6 protein-coding genes and 1 pseudogene are annotated in these 17,329 nt (G+C 55.1%); 6 read left to right on the forward strand and 1 reads right to left on the reverse strand.

Features of this window, described 5'->3' with window-relative positions; all coding sequences use genetic code 11:
- Positions 1 to 121: 121 nt before the first annotated feature.
- On the reverse strand, positions 122 to 685 hold the full coding sequence (locus tag ABH909_RS28610) for a GNAT family N-acetyltransferase (protein WP_429440134.1): 564 nt from the start codon (positions 683 to 685) through the stop codon (positions 122 to 124).
- A gap of 457 nt (positions 686 to 1,142) precedes the next feature.
- Here ABH909_RS28610 and ABH909_RS28615 point away from each other — a divergent pair.
- From ABH909_RS28615 to ABH909_RS28640, 6 genes and pseudogenes are all read left to right on the forward strand, one after another.
- Positions 1,143 to 2,021, forward strand: a pseudogene (locus tag ABH909_RS28615) (methyl-accepting chemotaxis protein); the annotation flags it as partial.
- 201 nt (positions 2,022 to 2,222) lie between these two features.
- Positions 2,223 to 2,927: a methyl-accepting chemotaxis protein gene (locus tag ABH909_RS28620; RefSeq protein WP_429440137.1), complete on the forward strand. Its 705-nt coding sequence runs from the start codon at positions 2,223 to 2,225 to the stop codon at positions 2,925 to 2,927.
- Positions 2,928 to 3,140: 213 nt separating this feature from the next.
- A complete protein-coding gene (locus ABH909_RS28625; protein ID WP_429439645.1) occupies positions 3,141 to 6,137 on the forward strand; it encodes a Tc toxin subunit A in 2,997 nt (998 codons plus the stop codon).
- A gap of 26 nt (positions 6,138 to 6,163) precedes the next feature.
- On the forward strand, positions 6,164 to 10,036 hold the full coding sequence (locus ABH909_RS28630) for a neuraminidase-like domain-containing protein (RefSeq protein ID WP_429439648.1): 3,873 nt from the start codon (positions 6,164 to 6,166) through the stop codon (positions 10,034 to 10,036).
- Positions 10,033 to 14,445 (forward strand): SpvB/TcaC N-terminal domain-containing protein, encoded by a 4,413-nt coding sequence (locus ABH909_RS28635; protein WP_429440140.1) that lies wholly within the window; start codon positions 10,033 to 10,035, stop codon positions 14,443 to 14,445. The genes ABH909_RS28630 and ABH909_RS28635 overlap by 4 nt, the downstream gene beginning before the upstream one ends.
- Complete coding sequence (locus ABH909_RS28640) at positions 14,442 to 17,276, forward strand: RHS repeat domain-containing protein (RefSeq protein ID WP_429439650.1); 2,835 nt, start codon at positions 14,442 to 14,444, stop codon at positions 17,274 to 17,276. Before ABH909_RS28635 ends, ABH909_RS28640 begins: the two co-directional genes overlap by 4 nt.
- The last annotated feature ends 53 nt before the right edge of the window (positions 17,277 to 17,329 follow it).

A 17,329-nucleotide genomic window follows, 5' to 3' on the forward strand; every position in this document is an offset into this window, starting at 1 on the left:
TTCCATCCACCTGAATTTTTCTTCACCCCCACCGCCTCTCCCCAACCTGTACATCTCCTCGCTCATTTTTGCCCGCGCTCCCGCGGGCTTTTTTTTGTCTGCGTTTTTGTTGCCGGCCAGTTCAAGTAGCCAGCGCAGGGGAAACCTTCGGCAGTTTCTGCAGGCATTTCAATCGATACAAATATTCCTGCTCTCCATGCTGCTGCGAACACCGCGCCTGATAACACTTCCTGATCAAACCAAAACCGGCCGCGTCAGCCAGCCGTTGGCTCGCCACGTTGGCTACGTCTATGGTCAGGTAAAACGTGAAACCGGGCAGGCTTTTGATCAATTCTTTGAGCGCGGTGCGCATATAGCCTTTGCCCGAATATTCGGTGTTGGCCCAGTAGCCGACGACATAGCAGTTGCGGCGCCGGGGCTTCAAGCCGATGCAGCCGATGATCGCGTGCGCGGTATCGTCGACGATGAACAGCCGCCGCTCGCCGGTTTCGCTTTTGAATTCATCGACTGCCCGCACGAGGAACGATCGGGCCTCGTCCTCGGTGGTGTAGGGTTTGGCCCAGGGCAGAAATTCGCAATGGGCGGTAAAACTGGCGTTTAGCGCATGCTGCAACGCTTTACACCATTGCGGATTGGGGGCGCTCAATCTCAATGTATGAGTGCCCACCGTCAGCGAAAGCTCCATTGCATCTTCCTTGAATTCAAACTCAGTCACGTCAAACAGTAACAGCGTCAGAAAGGATACTGCGACTTCACCGGTCCAGCTCGGGATGATTCGCGCCATTTATGGATGATTTGCTCGAAGACGAACGCCTCTCGCTGCCGCGAGGCTAGGGGCGCGCGTCGGCAGCCGGTGAAACCCTTGTTACAAACATTGCCTGACAAAAACCTTTCAGCTCCCGGGATTGCTGCCGATACAAACCTGCTAACCCCCTTGCTGGCTCTTAAAACAACAATCTTCCAGCCAACCGACGATCAAGAAGCACAACGTTCCTGGAGGAATATTGATGAATAGCTGGTTCGGTAACATCAGCGTGAACCTGAAACTGGGCCTGGGATTTGGCCTGGTCCTGGCACTGACCTGTGTCCTCGCCCTCACCGGCTGGACGAGCCTGGGCGGGTTGATTGACCGCAGTAACTGGATGAGCGACATCACTCAGCTCAACGCAGGGCTGACCAAGCTGCGCGTGGTTCGCCTGCAATACATGCTGACCAACGGCGATGAAACGGCCGCACAGAATGTGCAGACCACCCTCGACAGTTTCGTCGCTCAGCAACAAGCGTTGCTGTCCAGTTTCAAGAGCCCGGAAAACGTCAAACTGCTCAAAGAGCAGAGCGCCACCATCAGCGCTTACCAGATCTCTCTGAACAAAATGCGCAGCGCCTACCGCACCGGTAACAGCGCCCGCGACGCCATGGGCGCCAATGCTGAAACCGCCAGCAAGCTGATTGAAGCGATCAGTACCGGCGTGCAGCAAATGCCCCTGAGCGACCAACGTTTCGAACAGTTCCAGGCCATCACCGCGGCCAAGGAAGCGTTTATCCTGGCTCGCTACGAGGTGCGTGGTTACACGGCCAGCACCAACCCCGAGACTGAGCAAAAAGCCGTCGCCCAACTGGACACGGCCATCGCCAGCCTGAAACAGCTCAATGTACATTTCGCCGAGACCCAGCAAGATGCGCTGCGTCAGTTGGAAACCGCGCTGAGCAGCTACCGCAGTGCCTTGCAAGCGTATAAGGCCGCCAACACCGAGGCGGTGCAGGCGCGCAAGGAAATGACCGAACAGGGCGCCACCATCGTGACCCTGAGTGACCACCTGTATCAGATCCAGCTTGACCGCCGCGACGCCGAAAGCGCCCAGGCCCGCACGCTGCAACTGATCAGCACCTTGCTGGCCTTGCTGGTCGGCGTCATTGCCGCCGTAATCATCACCCGTCAGATCACCGGCCCGTTGCGCGATACCCTGGCCGTGGTCGAGCGCATTGCCAGCGGCGATCTGTCCCAGGACGTCAAAGTGACTCGCCGCGACGAACTCGGCGTGCTGCAACAAGGCATCGCACGCATGGGCGTGACCCTGCGCGATTTGATCAGCGGTATCCGCGATGGCGTCACCCAGATTGCCAGCGCCGCCGAAGAATTGTCTGCCGTGACCGAGCAAACCAGCGCCGGGGTCAACAGCCAGAAAATCGAGACCGATCAAGTGGCCACCGCCATGCACGAGATGACTGCCACGGTGCAGGAAGTCGCGCGCAACGCTGAAGAAGCGTCCCAGGCCGCAGCCGCCGCTGATGGCGAAGCACGTGAAGGCGATAAAGTGGTCAACGAAGCGATCGCCCAGATCGAGCGCCTGGCCAACGAAGTGGCGCGCTCCACCGAAGCCATGAGCGTGCTACAGAAGGAAAGTGACAAGATCGGCAGCGTTATGGACGTGATCAAAGCCGTGGCCGAACAGACCAACCTGCTGGCCCTCAACGCCGCCATCGAAGCAGCTCGTGCCGGTGAAGCCGGTCGTGGTTTTGCCGTGGTGGCCGACGAAGTTCGTGGCCTGGCCCAGCGCACGCAGAAATCCACCGAGGAAATCGAAGGCCTGGTGGCCGGCTTGCAGAACGGCACTCAACAAGTGTCGGTGGTGATGAACAACAGCCGCGCCCTGACCGACAGCAGCGTGGCGCTGACGCGCAAGGCCGGCGTATCACTGGAAAACATCACCCGCACCGTGTCCAGCATCCAGTCGATGAACCAGCAGATCGCTGCCGCCGCCGAGCAACAAAGTGCCGTGGCCGAAGAGATCAGCCGCAGCATTATCAACGTACGCGACGTGTCCGAACAGACCGCCGCCGCCAGCGACGAAACCGCTGCATCCAGTGTTGAGCTGGCACGGTTGGGTAATCAGTTGCAGATGATGGTGAGTCACTTCCGGGTGTAACACCGCGCCTCAGGTCCATCAGTATCGTTACTGGTGGGCTTGGGGCTTACTGGTGAATGTCACGACTATTCTCCGTTCAAAATCCTACAACCTTCCCGCCTCATTCCTCCTGCCAAGTGGCGAAGTTTCCAGCTTCCATTGAACGAAGAAGCTGACAGCGCTTCCGCCTGCCACACCGTAATGTCTATCTCTCCACCTCAGAGATGCATCGGCATGGACGACAACACCTCAACCGAGAACAACGCTAAATCCTTACTCGATACATTGATCGAGGCCTACGCCCCCGAAGGCAAAGCGGCAGAATTTGAAAAGCTCGTTAAAGAAAAGCTCGGGCTTACCTCGGTGTTCGATATCACCGGGATGACCGAAGCCGACTTCAAGGACCGTTTAGCTACCGAGAATAACGACAATGCCCTCGCTGGCAGCATCGACGCCGAGTCACTCTATAACGACGCAAGATGTTACGCCGCTCAGATCAGCCACCTCTATCGGGAGCAGCGCACGTCAGACGGAACGGCACAGCATCAAGGGCACCCCTTGGGCATTCGTGCGGTCGAGAAACAGGGCCCTACCTATACCCATCTGTTCAAAGAAAACTGGGACGACGCCTGCAAGAATGATTCGATCGCCGCCATCGATTCACCGGTCGCCTACCTTAGAGCGCTGTACCGGTTTGCCCTGCAACTGGAATCCAGCGCCGCGCAAACATCGGATGAAAAAACCAACCGAATCCCGTTGGCAAAACGCCGCCCGGATCTCGCCGATCTGTCGATTGATCAGCAAAGCACCTTCACTGCACAACCGATGCTCGGAATCGTCAATGCGATTCTGGACAAAAACATTCAGAAGGCGCTGCAGACCACCGATGACAAAGGCAAGTCGACCTATGAGGTTTTAGCGCATAGGTATTATCCCTTTGCCCTTCCTTATGAGTTTTTCCACCATCAGTGCCTGCTGGGGCTGAGCGCGAACAAACCGACGCTCGGAGAACTGAACTATCTCATCAGTGATTCCCTTCCTCTCACACCTTCCAGAAGTTCTTCGTATGGCAAGGTGCTGAAGACTGCGTCTCAGGAAGCTCAGATGCTGATGTCCGGGCTTGGTCCGAAACAGCAAGCGTTGCTGACAGCCTGGGCCGAAAAAAACCTGACACATGAGCTATACACACGACTCACCCCCGAGGAACAGAGCGAGCGCAAAGGCAACTACTGGGAAAAAATCTATGGCTGCGCGTCGATTTCCGACCTGAAAAAAATACCGACCTTTCTGGAGCGAACCGAACTTAAGGCCGAGCAAATGGAAGCATTGCTGGCACAGGGTAAATTCGCGCCTCGTACATCCCCTCATTACTCCTTGGGGGTGCCTTTTTCCCGGCCCTATGGTGCCCGTTATGTAAATGGCCCTGTCGTTGCCGATGATAAAAGCATGACATTGGACAACGAAAATAAGCCCGGCGAAATCATCAATGCGACCGAGGACAAACTCGAACGCCTGCATCGAATGATCCGCCTCCAGCGCTGGCTCGCAATTCCGTTCAACGAACTGGACATCCTGATATGCAGCGGATTGGAATCGCAGTTGCAAGCCAATGCAGAGATGCAACTCGACAGCTATGTCATTCGAGCTCTCGGTGTTTATCGTTTTTTGAACCGACGGTACTCGATCACAGCTGAAGACTTTGCGGCGTTCCTACACCAGATATCCCCATGCGCTATCGGCGATAATACTTCCCTATTCGATAAGGTATTCAATAAAGCCCGGCTGTTCGAAAAGCCACTGAAGCTCGATGGTCAAGCCTTCCAGGCGAACGATTCGGACCCGGTCTCTCATACCATTCTCCAGCACTTAAGCGTCAGCCTGGGCCTGCCTCTGACAGAGGACTCACTTTTGCAGGTCGTCAAAAACACGCAGAAATACCTGGGTCCGCTCAAGTGTGACTTGTCCACGCTGTCATCAAATTATCGCCAGGCCCGGATAGCGCGAATGTTCGGTTTATCGATTGCCGAACTGTCGACGCTGGCAAATTTGCTGGGAGGGGAAAGTATTTCCAGGTGCCTGGTAACCGGTAACACCCTGTCTGGCGAGATTGATGAAGTCGTTCTGAATGCCCCCCCTCAGGAAGCTTCTGCCCTCGACATTCTCGATATCCTGATGCAGTTGGACTGGATAACCCGCTGGATCAAAGAGTCCGCCTATGACATCCCCATTCTGCAACGTCTTCTTGAACTGCATCCCAATGACGACTATCCCTTGGGGAATTTGCAGCATCACCTCACCCAACTGGTCGTCGAAACGCAGCAGTGCGCGGTAACCGCTCAAGAATTGGCGACATTGGCACTGCCGGAAAACGTTGATTGGCAGGCTAAGCTGGCGAATGCCCTGCTTGATGATAAAGGTCTGGTAAAAAATTTCGCCCCTTCGATCAAAGACGATGTACCGCAGAAGCTGACAGATGCGCTGGATAAAATCCTTGTTGAGTTGACACTGGATGCGGATCCCGACAAAGAACTCAGGCTCAAGAACGACTGCAAGCAAAAACTTAAAAACCTTTTCCTGCTCGCCCATGATCGTCAGCAACACCTGATCGAAACGTTTCTGCAGGAAACCTTTCTGCTGCCCATGAATTGTGCAAAGGATGTAGTGGTATGGGCGAAAACCTCGGTCCATGAAATTCTCACCAACGCCCTGGACATTAACGACCCATACCAACTTGCGCACAAACTGCACCCGCTTCTGCGCCATACCGAGGCCGCAGTTCGGTTGCACTTGAGCAACAAGGCCTTGCGCGCGCTCCTGAGCACTGCCCACTGGCTGGACACACCGGATAAACAGCTGAGTCTGTCGTTCAAAACCTTATATCTGTTCGATCGCTTCAACCACTTCATGAATACTTACCAGCAGCCGGAAGAAAGCCTGCTGAGTTACCTGGAGTTCGCGAACTTCTTCGGTCGCGAGACAAGTGTCGTCAACGACCGTCTGGCCCAGTTAATGAAATGGACCACGGCGGAAGTCACCGTGCTCACCTCGAACCTAATGTTCAACCAGGCCAGAACCATGAGGGACATCGATTGGGTCATGCGCTGCCACAACGCTTGCAAAGCTACCGGGCTTAACGCGACCGCCCTGCTAAATGCAGCATCCCTCGACAACAAAAGTCCAGTCGCCCAATGGAAAACAGTCGGTGAAGCCGTCATCGCGGCCAGTCACTAATCCCACTACATGCTCAAGGAATGAACATGTCTGTCGCTATTGAAAAACAGCTGAATGAAAGCCTGCGTGATGCGCAGCTCGGGCTCTATCTGTCAGCGATCGTCCCGAAAGACGAAACCCTGAAAGCCCTGAAAATCGCAGAGCACCTCAAAACGGCCAATGACCTTTACCAGTATTGGTTACTTGATGTGCTGGTCAGTCAAGACGTGCCAACCACTCCGGTTGCCTGTGCCATTGCCAGTCTTCAACAATATATCAACAGCATTCTGGCCAACATGGAACCGGGGTATCACACCGCGCAGATTCCAACCGATCAAGTCGATACCTGGCGCACCGTCATACATCACTACCAGGCCTGGGCGACCAATCAGCGCCTGTACTATTTCCCTGCGGCGTACCTTGATCCGACGCTTCGCAAAACCAGAACCGAAAGCTTCGAACAACTGGAAAACGACCTCAACCGCAACCAGCTCACTGTCGAGTCAGTACAAACGGCTGTGCTGGCCTATCTGACCAGGCTGGAAGAAGTGGCCAACCTGGAAATCGTCAACGGTTACATCGACGGAAGCGATTTCGCCAACAGTACTTATTACTTCATTGGCAAATCCCGTGCAGCCAATACCTGGTACTGGCGTTCGCTGGACATGGCTTGTCGCCCCTTTGTGCCCGGCTCCCGGTCGGCCAAATATGATGCACCGGAACCCCAGGCGTGGTCCGACTGGCACCGCATCAATCTACCTGTTTCCGACAGCACCCTCGAACACACCATCCGTCCGGTCATGTTCAACAATCGCTTATATGTGATCTGGGCTGAATGCATCTTTCAGGATCAGGCGGCCAACGAAAAAAACAAGGGCAACACCAAGCCTTTGTTTCGTTTGAACATGTGTTTCAAGAAATATGACGGGAGCTGGAGTACGCCGCAGACATGCGTGCAAGGTTACGCTTCCAGGGAAGTTCTCAATGAACGGGATCTGGCAATGTTGCTGAAAAGCACACAGACCATTGCCATCCATGATCAATCATCTGATGCCGCGTCATTGCTTCTTGCTCTGTTTATCAATAGTCCTGCACATGTTCAGACAGGGGTTTCTCAGCAGTTCTGGATTTCAGTCAGTATCGACAAGGATTGCGTTATCGCCCCGACACTCAAACTCAATGGGTTCAATAGTGAAAATGGCATTAGTGAAGACGAAGTTAGTAAAAAAGACATTTTTCTAAAAGATTTCGCCGGAAGGTGGCCACCGACCAGTAAAAGATTGCTCCAGTTCAAAATTTCCTTAAATGAGCCACTTTTAAAAAAAGCCCCTCGGATCGGCTCTTATCTGGACCAAAATTCAGGTACGACAGAATTCATCGACTTCACAGACTCGGGAATAAGTGAACACGAGGCCCAGAAAAGCGAGCCTCGCAGCCCCATCCGAATGAACATCACCTTCGCCAGGCACCTGATCGAGCGCGCAGAAGAAAGCATGGACACATTGCTGAGCTGGTCCTCTCAGCATCTGCAAGAACCACCATTCAAGAGCGGCGAACCGTCTGAGACACTGGATTTCTACGGTGCCTACGGCCGCTACTTTGTCGAGCTGTTTCTCTACCTTCCCTGGCTGGTGGCACACCGCTTTAATCAGGAGCGCCAATACGGCGAAGCCGAGCGCTGGTTACAGTACTTGTTCAATCCCGCCCGAAAAGCAGTCAGTGGCAATAACCCTGACTACTGGAACGCGGTGCCACTGATTACTGGCCTTACTCCCAAGCCCGGTCAATTCAGCTACGCCATCCAGGGGCCACAGGATCCGCACCAGATTGCACTGAGTCATCCCGTGCACTTTCGCAAAGCCTTGTACATGCTCTATATCGATATTCTGCTCAACCGCGGCGACACTGCTTACCGCGAATTGAGCCCCGACAGCTTGACCGACGCGAAGCTCTGGTATTTGCGCGCACAGAACCTTTTGGGCCCACGACCGGATATCAGGCAAACCGATCTTTGGGCAGCGCTCACGTTGAAAGAGTTCAGCGAGGAGCCCAATAGAAAGCTGCATGAATTTGAGCAACAGCTGGGTAAAGACCGCAAGCACCTACCGACCACCGACACCCCGGCGTTGGTCCCTGAAGTGTGTATTCGTCCGTACGTCCATTCACATTCCGCGCATGCGATTGACGCCCCGCATTCGCGCTTGCCCTTCAATCCCGTGCTGTTCCCTCGCTGGGAGAAGCTCGAAAGCCGACTGCACAACCTGCGGCATAACCTCGACATTGTGGGTCGCCCATTGAAGCTTGCGCTCTTCGCAGCTCCAGCCGCTTCAGACAATCGGCTCGGCGCCAACACCCAACGCGCTGCGGAGCCCGGTATAACCCCGCGTCTTGGCACAGAGATCCCGCCTTACCGTTTCAATGCTCTGCACGCCCAAGCCATGAGTGCGGTAGACACGGTGATTCAGTTCGGCACAACACTGCTGTCGTTCATCGAACGCAGCGAACAAGCCAGCTATCAAGAGCTTCAGCAACAACACATCTGGGATATGGCCAACTATGCGGTAGACCTGCAGACCCAGGCCCTGAAAATCGACCAGAAATCCCGTGAAGCATTACAGGCCAGTAAAGCCATCGTCGAATGCCGCCAGGATTACTACAGTCAACTGGTCAACGAGATCGTCAATCAAGAAGAAGTAACGGCTGCGGCATTCCATCTGTCGGGGCGCATCGCTGAAGCTGGTGCTCATGCGGCTAATGCAATCGGCCAGGGTCTGAAGGTGCTGCCCAACATCTTTGGTCTGGCAGACGGAGGGACCCGCCTGGAGGGTGGCCCGCACGCTATGATGGCCATGGTTCAAGGCGTGGCGACCGCAGCTTATGGCACTGGAGAAGCCCTGGAACGCGCCGCGCAGTATCGACGCCGCCATCAGGATTGGACGCTCGCCCGCGACCTGGCAAAGCTCGAAATCGCCCAGATCGATGCACAGCTGGCGCTGGAAACCGAACGAGAGACCGCCTCACAACTGCTGTTACGACAAACTCAAACCTCTTTGGCTCACGCCCGCAGCTCCTATGACTTTCTCAGTCAGCGTTTTACCAACTCTCAGCTTTACCAGTGGTTCACCCACCAACTCTCCAGCTTCTACTATCAGGTGTATGACTCAACGTTCTCTCTGTGCCAATTCACCGAACGGAGTTGGCGCTACGAGACAGCCGACAACACCACTCAAACGTTCTTCCAGCACCAGACATGGAACAGCACCTACCGTGGGCTCGGCCCTGGCGAGCGTATGAAGCTGGGCTTGGTGAAGATGAAGAACGCTTATCTGCTGGGCAACGAGCGCGAGCTGGAGATTCGCAAGACCGTGTCGTTACGCCAACTTCATGGGAAGGAAAAGACCGAAGACAAGTCTGCGACATCGATCAACAACCCCTGGGACGATACGCTCTCAGCAGACAACACGTCGATCAAAGGCATTAAATCCACACTGGTCGATACTGGCTCGTGCGAGTTCGAATTGATGGAGTCTCTGTTTGAAAACGACTACCCGGGACACCGTTTGCGCCGGATCAAAAGCATTAGTATTTCCCTGCCGGTTGTCCTTGGCCCTTATGAAAATATCAGGGCCACACTGACCCAGACGAGCACCGAAGTCGTCATGCCCGGCACCGACAAGACGGTGATGAAAAGTCTGCGGGCCAATCAACAAATCGCCCTGTCGACAGGTATCGACGATAACGGTCTTTTCACCCTGAGTTTTCAAGACGAGCGCTACCTGCCGTTTGAATACACCGGCGCGATTTCTAAATGGAAGCTGTCGTTTCCCAACCATGCCGCCCAGAAAGCCATGCTCGAATCGCTCACCGATATCATCGTGCACGTTTGCTATACGGCCCGGGCAGGCGGGGGTGCGCAATGAGTGAGCAGACTGTATTACCTGTCAACGCCCCGTCACTGCCCAAAGGAGGGGGGGCTATTCAGAGCATTGGCAAAGGATTGGGCACCGTCGGCGCCCATGGCGCGGCGTCCTATGAGATTGCCTTGCCGATTTCACCGGGACGCGGCTTCACCCCGTCCCTCTCACTTAGCTATTCAAGCTCTGCAGGCAACGGCGTATTTGGCATCGGCTGGGCAATCTCATTGCCGGTTGTGGCACGACGCACCAGCACGGGGGTGCCGGCCTATACCGAAGAGGATGAGATTATCGGTCCGAGCGGTATGGTGTGGATGCCGGAACGCGATGCCGACGGCACCATCATTCAATCGCGCATCAACACATATAACGACCTGAAGCTGGACACGATCTACGCGGTAGTTCGTCACTTTCCCAGAGTCGAAAGCGCTTTCGAGCGCATTGAACATTGGTCCTCGGAGAGCGACAAGCCGGGTTTCTGGCTGGTGCACGGTGCGGATGGCAGCCTTCATTTGTACGGAAAAAGTCAGCTATCGCGTCGCTTCGATCCACTCAACGCGAGCCGGGTCGGGGAGTGGTTGCTGGAGGAGAGCATGAACGCGCACGGCGAACACATCCTCTACCGGTACAAAGCCGAAACCAACGAACAGGGCATCACGGCCCAACGCTATTTGAGTCATGTCTGCTACGGCAATTTCACGGCAGACGCTCATCTTTACTTGTGGACAGCAGACCGCCTCGCCACGGTGAAATGGCACTTCGAATTGCTGCTTGATTACGGCGAGCGCAGTGCCGGCTACGCTCAGAAACCGTCCTATACGGGGCAACAATGGCTAACCCGCGACGACCTCTTTTCCAGTTTCGCTTATGGCTTTGAACTACGTACCGAACGCCTGTGCCGCCAGGTTCTGATGTTTCACCGTTTCCCTGACGAGTTGGGTGTCGACCCGATTCTGGTTCGTCGCCTTTTGCTGGATTACCGCCAAATGCCTTTGGGGTATAGCCACTTGAGCGCAGCTCATGATCAGGCGTTTACCGATTTGGCATCCGCCGAAAACCGTCCCCCGCTCGAATTCGACTACAGCGAGTTCAATCTACCTTCCGTCAGCCAATGGAAGCGGTTTGAAAACATGCCTGGCCTCAACGACGGGCAGCATTACCAGCTCGTCGACCTGTACGGCGAAGGACTGCCGGGGGTGCTTTATTCCAGTGAAAATGCCTGGTACTACCGCGAGCCCATGCGAGCCGAGGGCAAAAAAGATAGTGTGGTTTATGACCAGTGGAGCGCGTTGCCCGCTATCCCCGTTGCCAATGCTGTAAAACCGATGCATCAGTCACTGAGCGATCTTACCGGCAATGGACGTCTGGACTGGGTGATTGCTCGACCCGGATTGTACGGTTTCTTTTCCCTCAAGCCTGATCGCAACTGGTCGGATTTCGCCACGTTCAGCCAATTCCCCCTGGAGTTTTTCAACCCTGAAGGACAACTGGCCGATCTGATGGGCCAGGGGCTCAGCGATCTGACGCTAATCGGCCCTCGCAGCGTGCGCCTGTACGCCAATCAACGAGAACAAGGTTTTACGGCGGCTCGCGAAGTGCCCCGTGACATGAATGATGACTCCCTGCCAGTGCTCAGGCCGTCATCCACCGAGCTGGTAGCTTTCAGTGATGTTTTGGGCAGTGGCCAACAGCATCTGGTGCGCATTCGTCACGACGAAGTGAAGTGCTGGCCAAACCTGGGTCGTGGACGCTTCGGCAAAGGAGTCGTGTTGGGCTCGCCGAATATTGCCTACGAGGCATTCGATGCTTCATGTGTTCGCCTGGCAGATCTGGACGGTTCCGGGGCAACCGATCTGATCTATCTGAACGCGGACCATGCACTGATCTTCATGAACCGTGGCGGCAATAGCTTCGACGCGCCCGTTACCCTCCCCTGGCCGGAGGGTGTGAGCTATGACCGCTTATGTCAGGTCAGCATCGCCGATCTACAGGGGCTCGGCTGTTCCAGCCTGATTCTGACCGTGCCGCACAGGACACCCCGGCATTGGCGCTACGATTTCGTCAGTGCAAAACCCTATTTGCTCACCGGCACCAATAACAATATGGGGGCTGCCGGCAGCATCAACTACCGCAGCTCAGCGCAGGAGTGGCTGGATGAAAAAAAGAACAAGGTGAACGCCGACCGCGCCCCCATCTGCCATGTGCCATTTGCTCTGCATCTGGTCTCGAAGCTGACTCAGACCGATGAGATTACCGGCAACCGGCAGAGCCAGAGTTTTTCCTATAGCAGCGGCTACTACGATGACAGCGAACGCGAATTTCGCGGCTTCGGTCTGCTCCTGCAAACCACCGGGGGCGATACCGAGTCCCAAGGTTTCACCCTGCCGTGCCTGCAAAAGCGCTGGTTCCATACCGGGCAAGCCGTTGACGCATCACGTGGCCGTTATCACCGCGCAGACAAGCAAGCAGTAAAACTGGGTAAGACGTTGCTGTGTCAGTACTCCCCAGACACGGGCAATGACACGCTCATCCTGCCACCGGATGAACTGACTAGCCGTGAAATGGCCCGCGCCCTTTGCGGACGCCTACTACGTACCGAGCTATTCGGAGTCGATAAGCATCAGAAAACCAGAATGCTGTATTCGATTCAGGAAAACCGCTTCCTGGTTCGGCAATTACAACCCCCTGGGGAAAATCAGCGCTACGCAAGGATGTTGCCGCTGCCATTGGAGTCCATCAGCTACCAGTACGAAAACATCACTGATGATCCTCAATGCCAGCACACACTGAATTTGCAGCACGATGCCTATGGCACCCTTATTCATAGCGTGAACGTCCATTACGCCCGGCGCAAAACCGTCAGTGACGCAGCACCGTTCAGTGATACCCACCAACAACAATGGTGGCGCGACGCTCATGATCCGGCGCAACAGTTCTACTACCTGAACGAAACCCGTGCCGAGTTTATCCATCTTGACCGCGATCAGGAATGGCGATTGGGACTGCCTTACCGTCAGCGCGTCAATGCCTTGAGACTGCCCAAAGCCCCCGAAGCCGGGGGTTTGACCACAAAGGATATTACTTACGAAAAGTTCGTCGAGTTCGTCAAGGGAACCCTATGGGCGACCCAAAGCCTTCTGACCGCATTGAGCGTGCAACGCTACAGACACTCTACAGATGCCCAAACCCTGCCAGACGGCGTCGCTCATTTCGAGGCGCTGTCCGATCATGTGGAAACCGCCGAACTGGACGAAATGACCTTAAAGGCCTTCGATGTTTTACCAAAAGCCTCTCGGCCAAAAAGAAAACTGCTCGAACGCAGCGGCTATCAGCGCATGACCGAATTTCTCCCGCTTTCTACCGCTGCCGCAAAACTCTGGTCCGTCAAACACGGGTTCGTGACTTATGCCAGGCAGGAAGGTTTCTACCGGCCACTGAACTTCCAAGCGAGCCAGAGTTTTGGTGTGACCAAGGTCCGCTACGACAACTATTACTGCCTCATTACCGAGTTCGAACAACCTGATGGCTGCATCACCAAGGCCACCCATGATTACCGGTCATTCCAGCCCCTGAGCATCAGTGATCCCAACGGCAATGTACAAGAGGGCCTCTACAACGGGTTCGGACAAATGTTGGCCAGCAGCTTCCACCGCAACTCCGGCAACGAACTCGTCGGTTTCAAACCTGTCGCCGAATACAAACGGCCAGCATTCGACAATCCGACAGATGCAATCAAGCGGGAAAAAGACGCCCTACAGGACACTGCCAGCACCATCTTTTACGCGCCATTCAGCTGGATGGGACGCGTATCGGACGTAGCGTTGGCGGACAAACACTGGCTGGAACGATGCGTGACCCATCATGACTTGCTGCCGAGCGGACATATCCGTGCGGCTGCTCGGACCAGGTTGTCGGACCTTGCCCCTCTTTCTGTCGATGACGTGAAACTGAAAAGCGAACTGACCGCCTCGATACGTGAACCAGTGCACATGGCCATCCTGATTGCCGATCGTTTTCCAGGTGACGATCAAAAACAAATTCGCATCACCATCACTGACTTCGACGGTTTCGGTCGTACGCTCCAACACAAACAAAAGGTCGCCGAACAGAGCTGGCGTGTCAGTGAACGGGTCGAATACAACAACAAGGGATTGCCGATCCGCATTTACCGCCCACGGTTCTGCGACAAGCACCGTTATATCGAAGATGCGTTCCTGCGCAATTCCAGCCCCCACGACAAACAGTTTTACGATCCGTTGGGCCGCGTTGCTTATACGCGTCAAGCTGAACAAAACGGTGTTTCCTGCATGCGACGGTATACCCGCCACCCGTGGTACACCGTGTACGAAGACGAAAACGACACGCTGGAAGAGATCTTGCCGAAATCCACCTCCACTACCGGAGGTGAAACATGAACGCACGTCTGCACAACAAGACCCCGACGATCAACGCCCTCGACAGCCGCGGGCTACCTGTACGGCAAGTCGCTTACTGGCGAGCCAACGCAGATGACAGCGCCCAGGCACGCATTACCAGCCAGGACCATGACCTTGGCGGACGCCTAATAGCGCAGCGGGATCCAAGACTGTTTGGAAAATTTGCAAAGGCCAATCTGACGACCCTCTACAGCCTGTCCGGCAGACCACTGCGGGTAGACAGCGTTGACGCCGGGTGGCGACTGAACCTGCCGGGGGACGCCGGGCAGACACTTTGCAACTGGGACCAGCGAGGCAATCATTGGCGAACGACCTTCGATAATCAACTACGGCCAATCACGATCCAGGAAGAGTCGCCGGGACAGCCGGCACGCATCATCGAACGCTTCAGTTACGGCGACAATTCGAAAGATTCAGCCGCACTCAATCGATGTGGCTTGTTGATTCGCCACGACGACGAAGCAGGCAGCCTGCTCATCGACGAATACGCCCTTGGTGGTAAACCCTCGCGTCAGACACGCCACTTTGTGTTGAATGCGGAAGCCTTAGACTGGCCGGCAGAGGAACACAGCCGAAACCTCTTACGAGAAACGGGTGATGGCTACAAAACGCAATGGCACTACGACGCAACGGGTGAGGTCATCCGACAGGTGGATGCCGGTCAACACCAGCAGCGCTTTTCCTTTGATGTTGCAGGCCGACTCAAAACCGTGAGCCTGAAACTCAAAGATACCGAAATCGAAAATACCCTGGTGAAGGATCTCGTTTACAACGCCTTCGGCCAGGTTGAATCGCAGACCGCAGGCAACAACGTCATGAGCCGCGCGGTGTTCGATCCCGCCAGCGGTCGATTGACCTCGATGACTGCCTCCGTATCGGACCGCACCTTGCAGTCGCTGCACTACAGCTATGACGCGGTGGGTAATGTGACGCAAATCGAGGACAAAGCTCAGCCCGTGCAGTTTGGCAGTAACCAGAAAGTCGAAGCCGTCAGCACATTCATCTATGACAGCCTCTACCAATTGACCAGTGCAACCGGACGAGAAGCGGCAGGAACAACCACGGCCCCCTATATTCCTGCGCTCGGCATTTCACCCATCGATACCCGGCAACTGTTCAATTTCACCCAACACTACACATACGACGCTGGCGGTAACCTGACCGAACTGCGCCATATGCGGGATCGCAACAATTACACCCGAACTTTTAACGTGGCAAATCTCAGTAATCGTCTGGTGTCCTGGCGCCAGGGCTCTGAATTGCCCGGCACTGCTACAACCTTCGATGACAACGGTAATCTGCAAGACTTGCAATCGGGCCAGTTGCTGCAATGGAATGCACGCAATCAACTTACCGGCGTGGTGCTGGTCAAGCGTGAGGATGGCCCTGACGACGATGAACGTTACGACTATGACGGCAGTGGTCAGCGTATTCGCAAGACTACCACCACCCAGGGTGCATCGATCACTCACACCCGAGAGGTCCGTTATTTACCGGGCATCGAAATCCGTACTCGAGGGAAAGAGCGGCTGGAAGTCATAACGGTGCAGGCCGGTCGTGGCAGTGTTCGTTGCCTGCACTGGACCGAAGGCCAGCCCACAGGTATTCCCGCAGATCAACTGCGCTATAGCCTTGACGACCATTTGGGTTCCAGTTCACTGGAACTTGATGGCAATAGCGAATTGATCAGTCAGGAGAGCTATTTCCCATTTGGCGGAACGGCATGGACAGCGTCTCGCTCGAAGGTGGAAGCCGATTACCGCACCATCCGGTACTCGGGCAAGGAACGCGATGCCAGCGGCCTCTACTACTATGGGGCACGATACTACGCGCCATGGTTGCAACGCTGGATCAACCCGGATCCGACCGGGGCGGTTGACGGGCTGAACCTGTATTGCATGGTTGGGAATAATCCGCTTCGTTACATCGATTATCACGGCACTCAAAAAGACGAAGCCGCCATCAAGGAAGAACTAGGGGCCTATTCCGGCATTTTGAGCGAAGTGAACAAAAGGGTTGGCACGCTGAACCACCAGCTCTACAACAGCATGAGAAAAAGAGACATCGTAAAAAGACTGTTTCAAAGTTACGGGTATAACGCAGTGAGGCATGTGATGGCATTGGTGGCGGGCCTGCTGGCCGCACCAACCGGACCGATGGGCATTGTGGGGGCGGCAGTCGCCACTTCTTTAACGACTGACTCGCTTGCCGGGAAACTCAATGCAACACGGCATCTACCCGTCGCCATGTATCCCCAGACCAGGCGACTAGAGCCTGACGATATAGAATACACAGCACGGACGGCGTTCTATGACGCGAACGCAAAGTTACAGCACGCAAAAGAGAAGGACCTGAATCCGCGGAACACAGTTGGACAGAAAAACCTGTCGGTGATGGCAACCGGCTTCGTTCTGACAAAGGTGCTTGAGGTCAAAGGAGCGTGGATTCCAAACTTTGAATCGTCGACCCAAGCGACCAAAGCCCTCGATGGCCTGCCGGGACAGAAAATCGAACGTTTGAACAATGCCCTGATAGAACTCGACAACTTTCTGGAGCACGATGCTCACGCCATCAACGCAGCATTTGACGAATTGGGTGTGGATGAATTTTATGCCGCGGGTGTGAAAGGCAGGCTGGGTCGAGTTACCGATCGAATGGCCGATCGTATAGGCGTAGAAAGCTCAAGCCTCATAAGCCGCAGCTCAATGCAAAGTGAGATTGCCATCTCACGCGCAACGATACAAAGAGGACGGGAGTTGCTGTTCAAGCTTAATGAGCACAACAAATCGCAAGGCAAGTTTTTTGTTTGAAACTGGCCAGGCGAGGCCTCTCGGGAAATCGGCAGGTCTCGCTTAACCTCATT

This window comes from Pseudomonas sp. BS3782 TE3695 (genome assembly GCF_050435305.1).
GTDB lineage: Bacteria > Pseudomonadota > Gammaproteobacteria > Pseudomonadales > Pseudomonadaceae > Aquipseudomonas.

Bases quoted from the DNA above. Each gene is read 5' to 3' on its own strand.
- ABH909_RS28610 (WP_429440134.1), bottom strand. From the start codon at position 685: ATGGAGCTTTCGCTGACGGTGGGCACTCATACATTGAGATTGAGCGCC.
- ABH909_RS28620 (WP_429440137.1), top strand. From the start codon at position 2,223: ATGACTGCCACGGTGCAGGAAGTCGCGCGCAACGCTGAAGAAGCGTCC.
- ABH909_RS28625 (WP_429439645.1), top strand. From the start codon at position 3,141: ATGGACGACAACACCTCAACCGAGAACAACGCTAAATCCTTACTCGAT.
- ABH909_RS28630 (WP_429439648.1), top strand. From the start codon at position 6,164: ATGTCTGTCGCTATTGAAAAACAGCTGAATGAAAGCCTGCGTGATGCG.
- ABH909_RS28635 (WP_429440140.1), top strand. From the start codon at position 10,033: ATGAGTGAGCAGACTGTATTACCTGTCAACGCCCCGTCACTGCCCAAA.
- ABH909_RS28640 (WP_429439650.1), top strand. From the start codon at position 14,442: ATGAACGCACGTCTGCACAACAAGACCCCGACGATCAACGCCCTCGAC.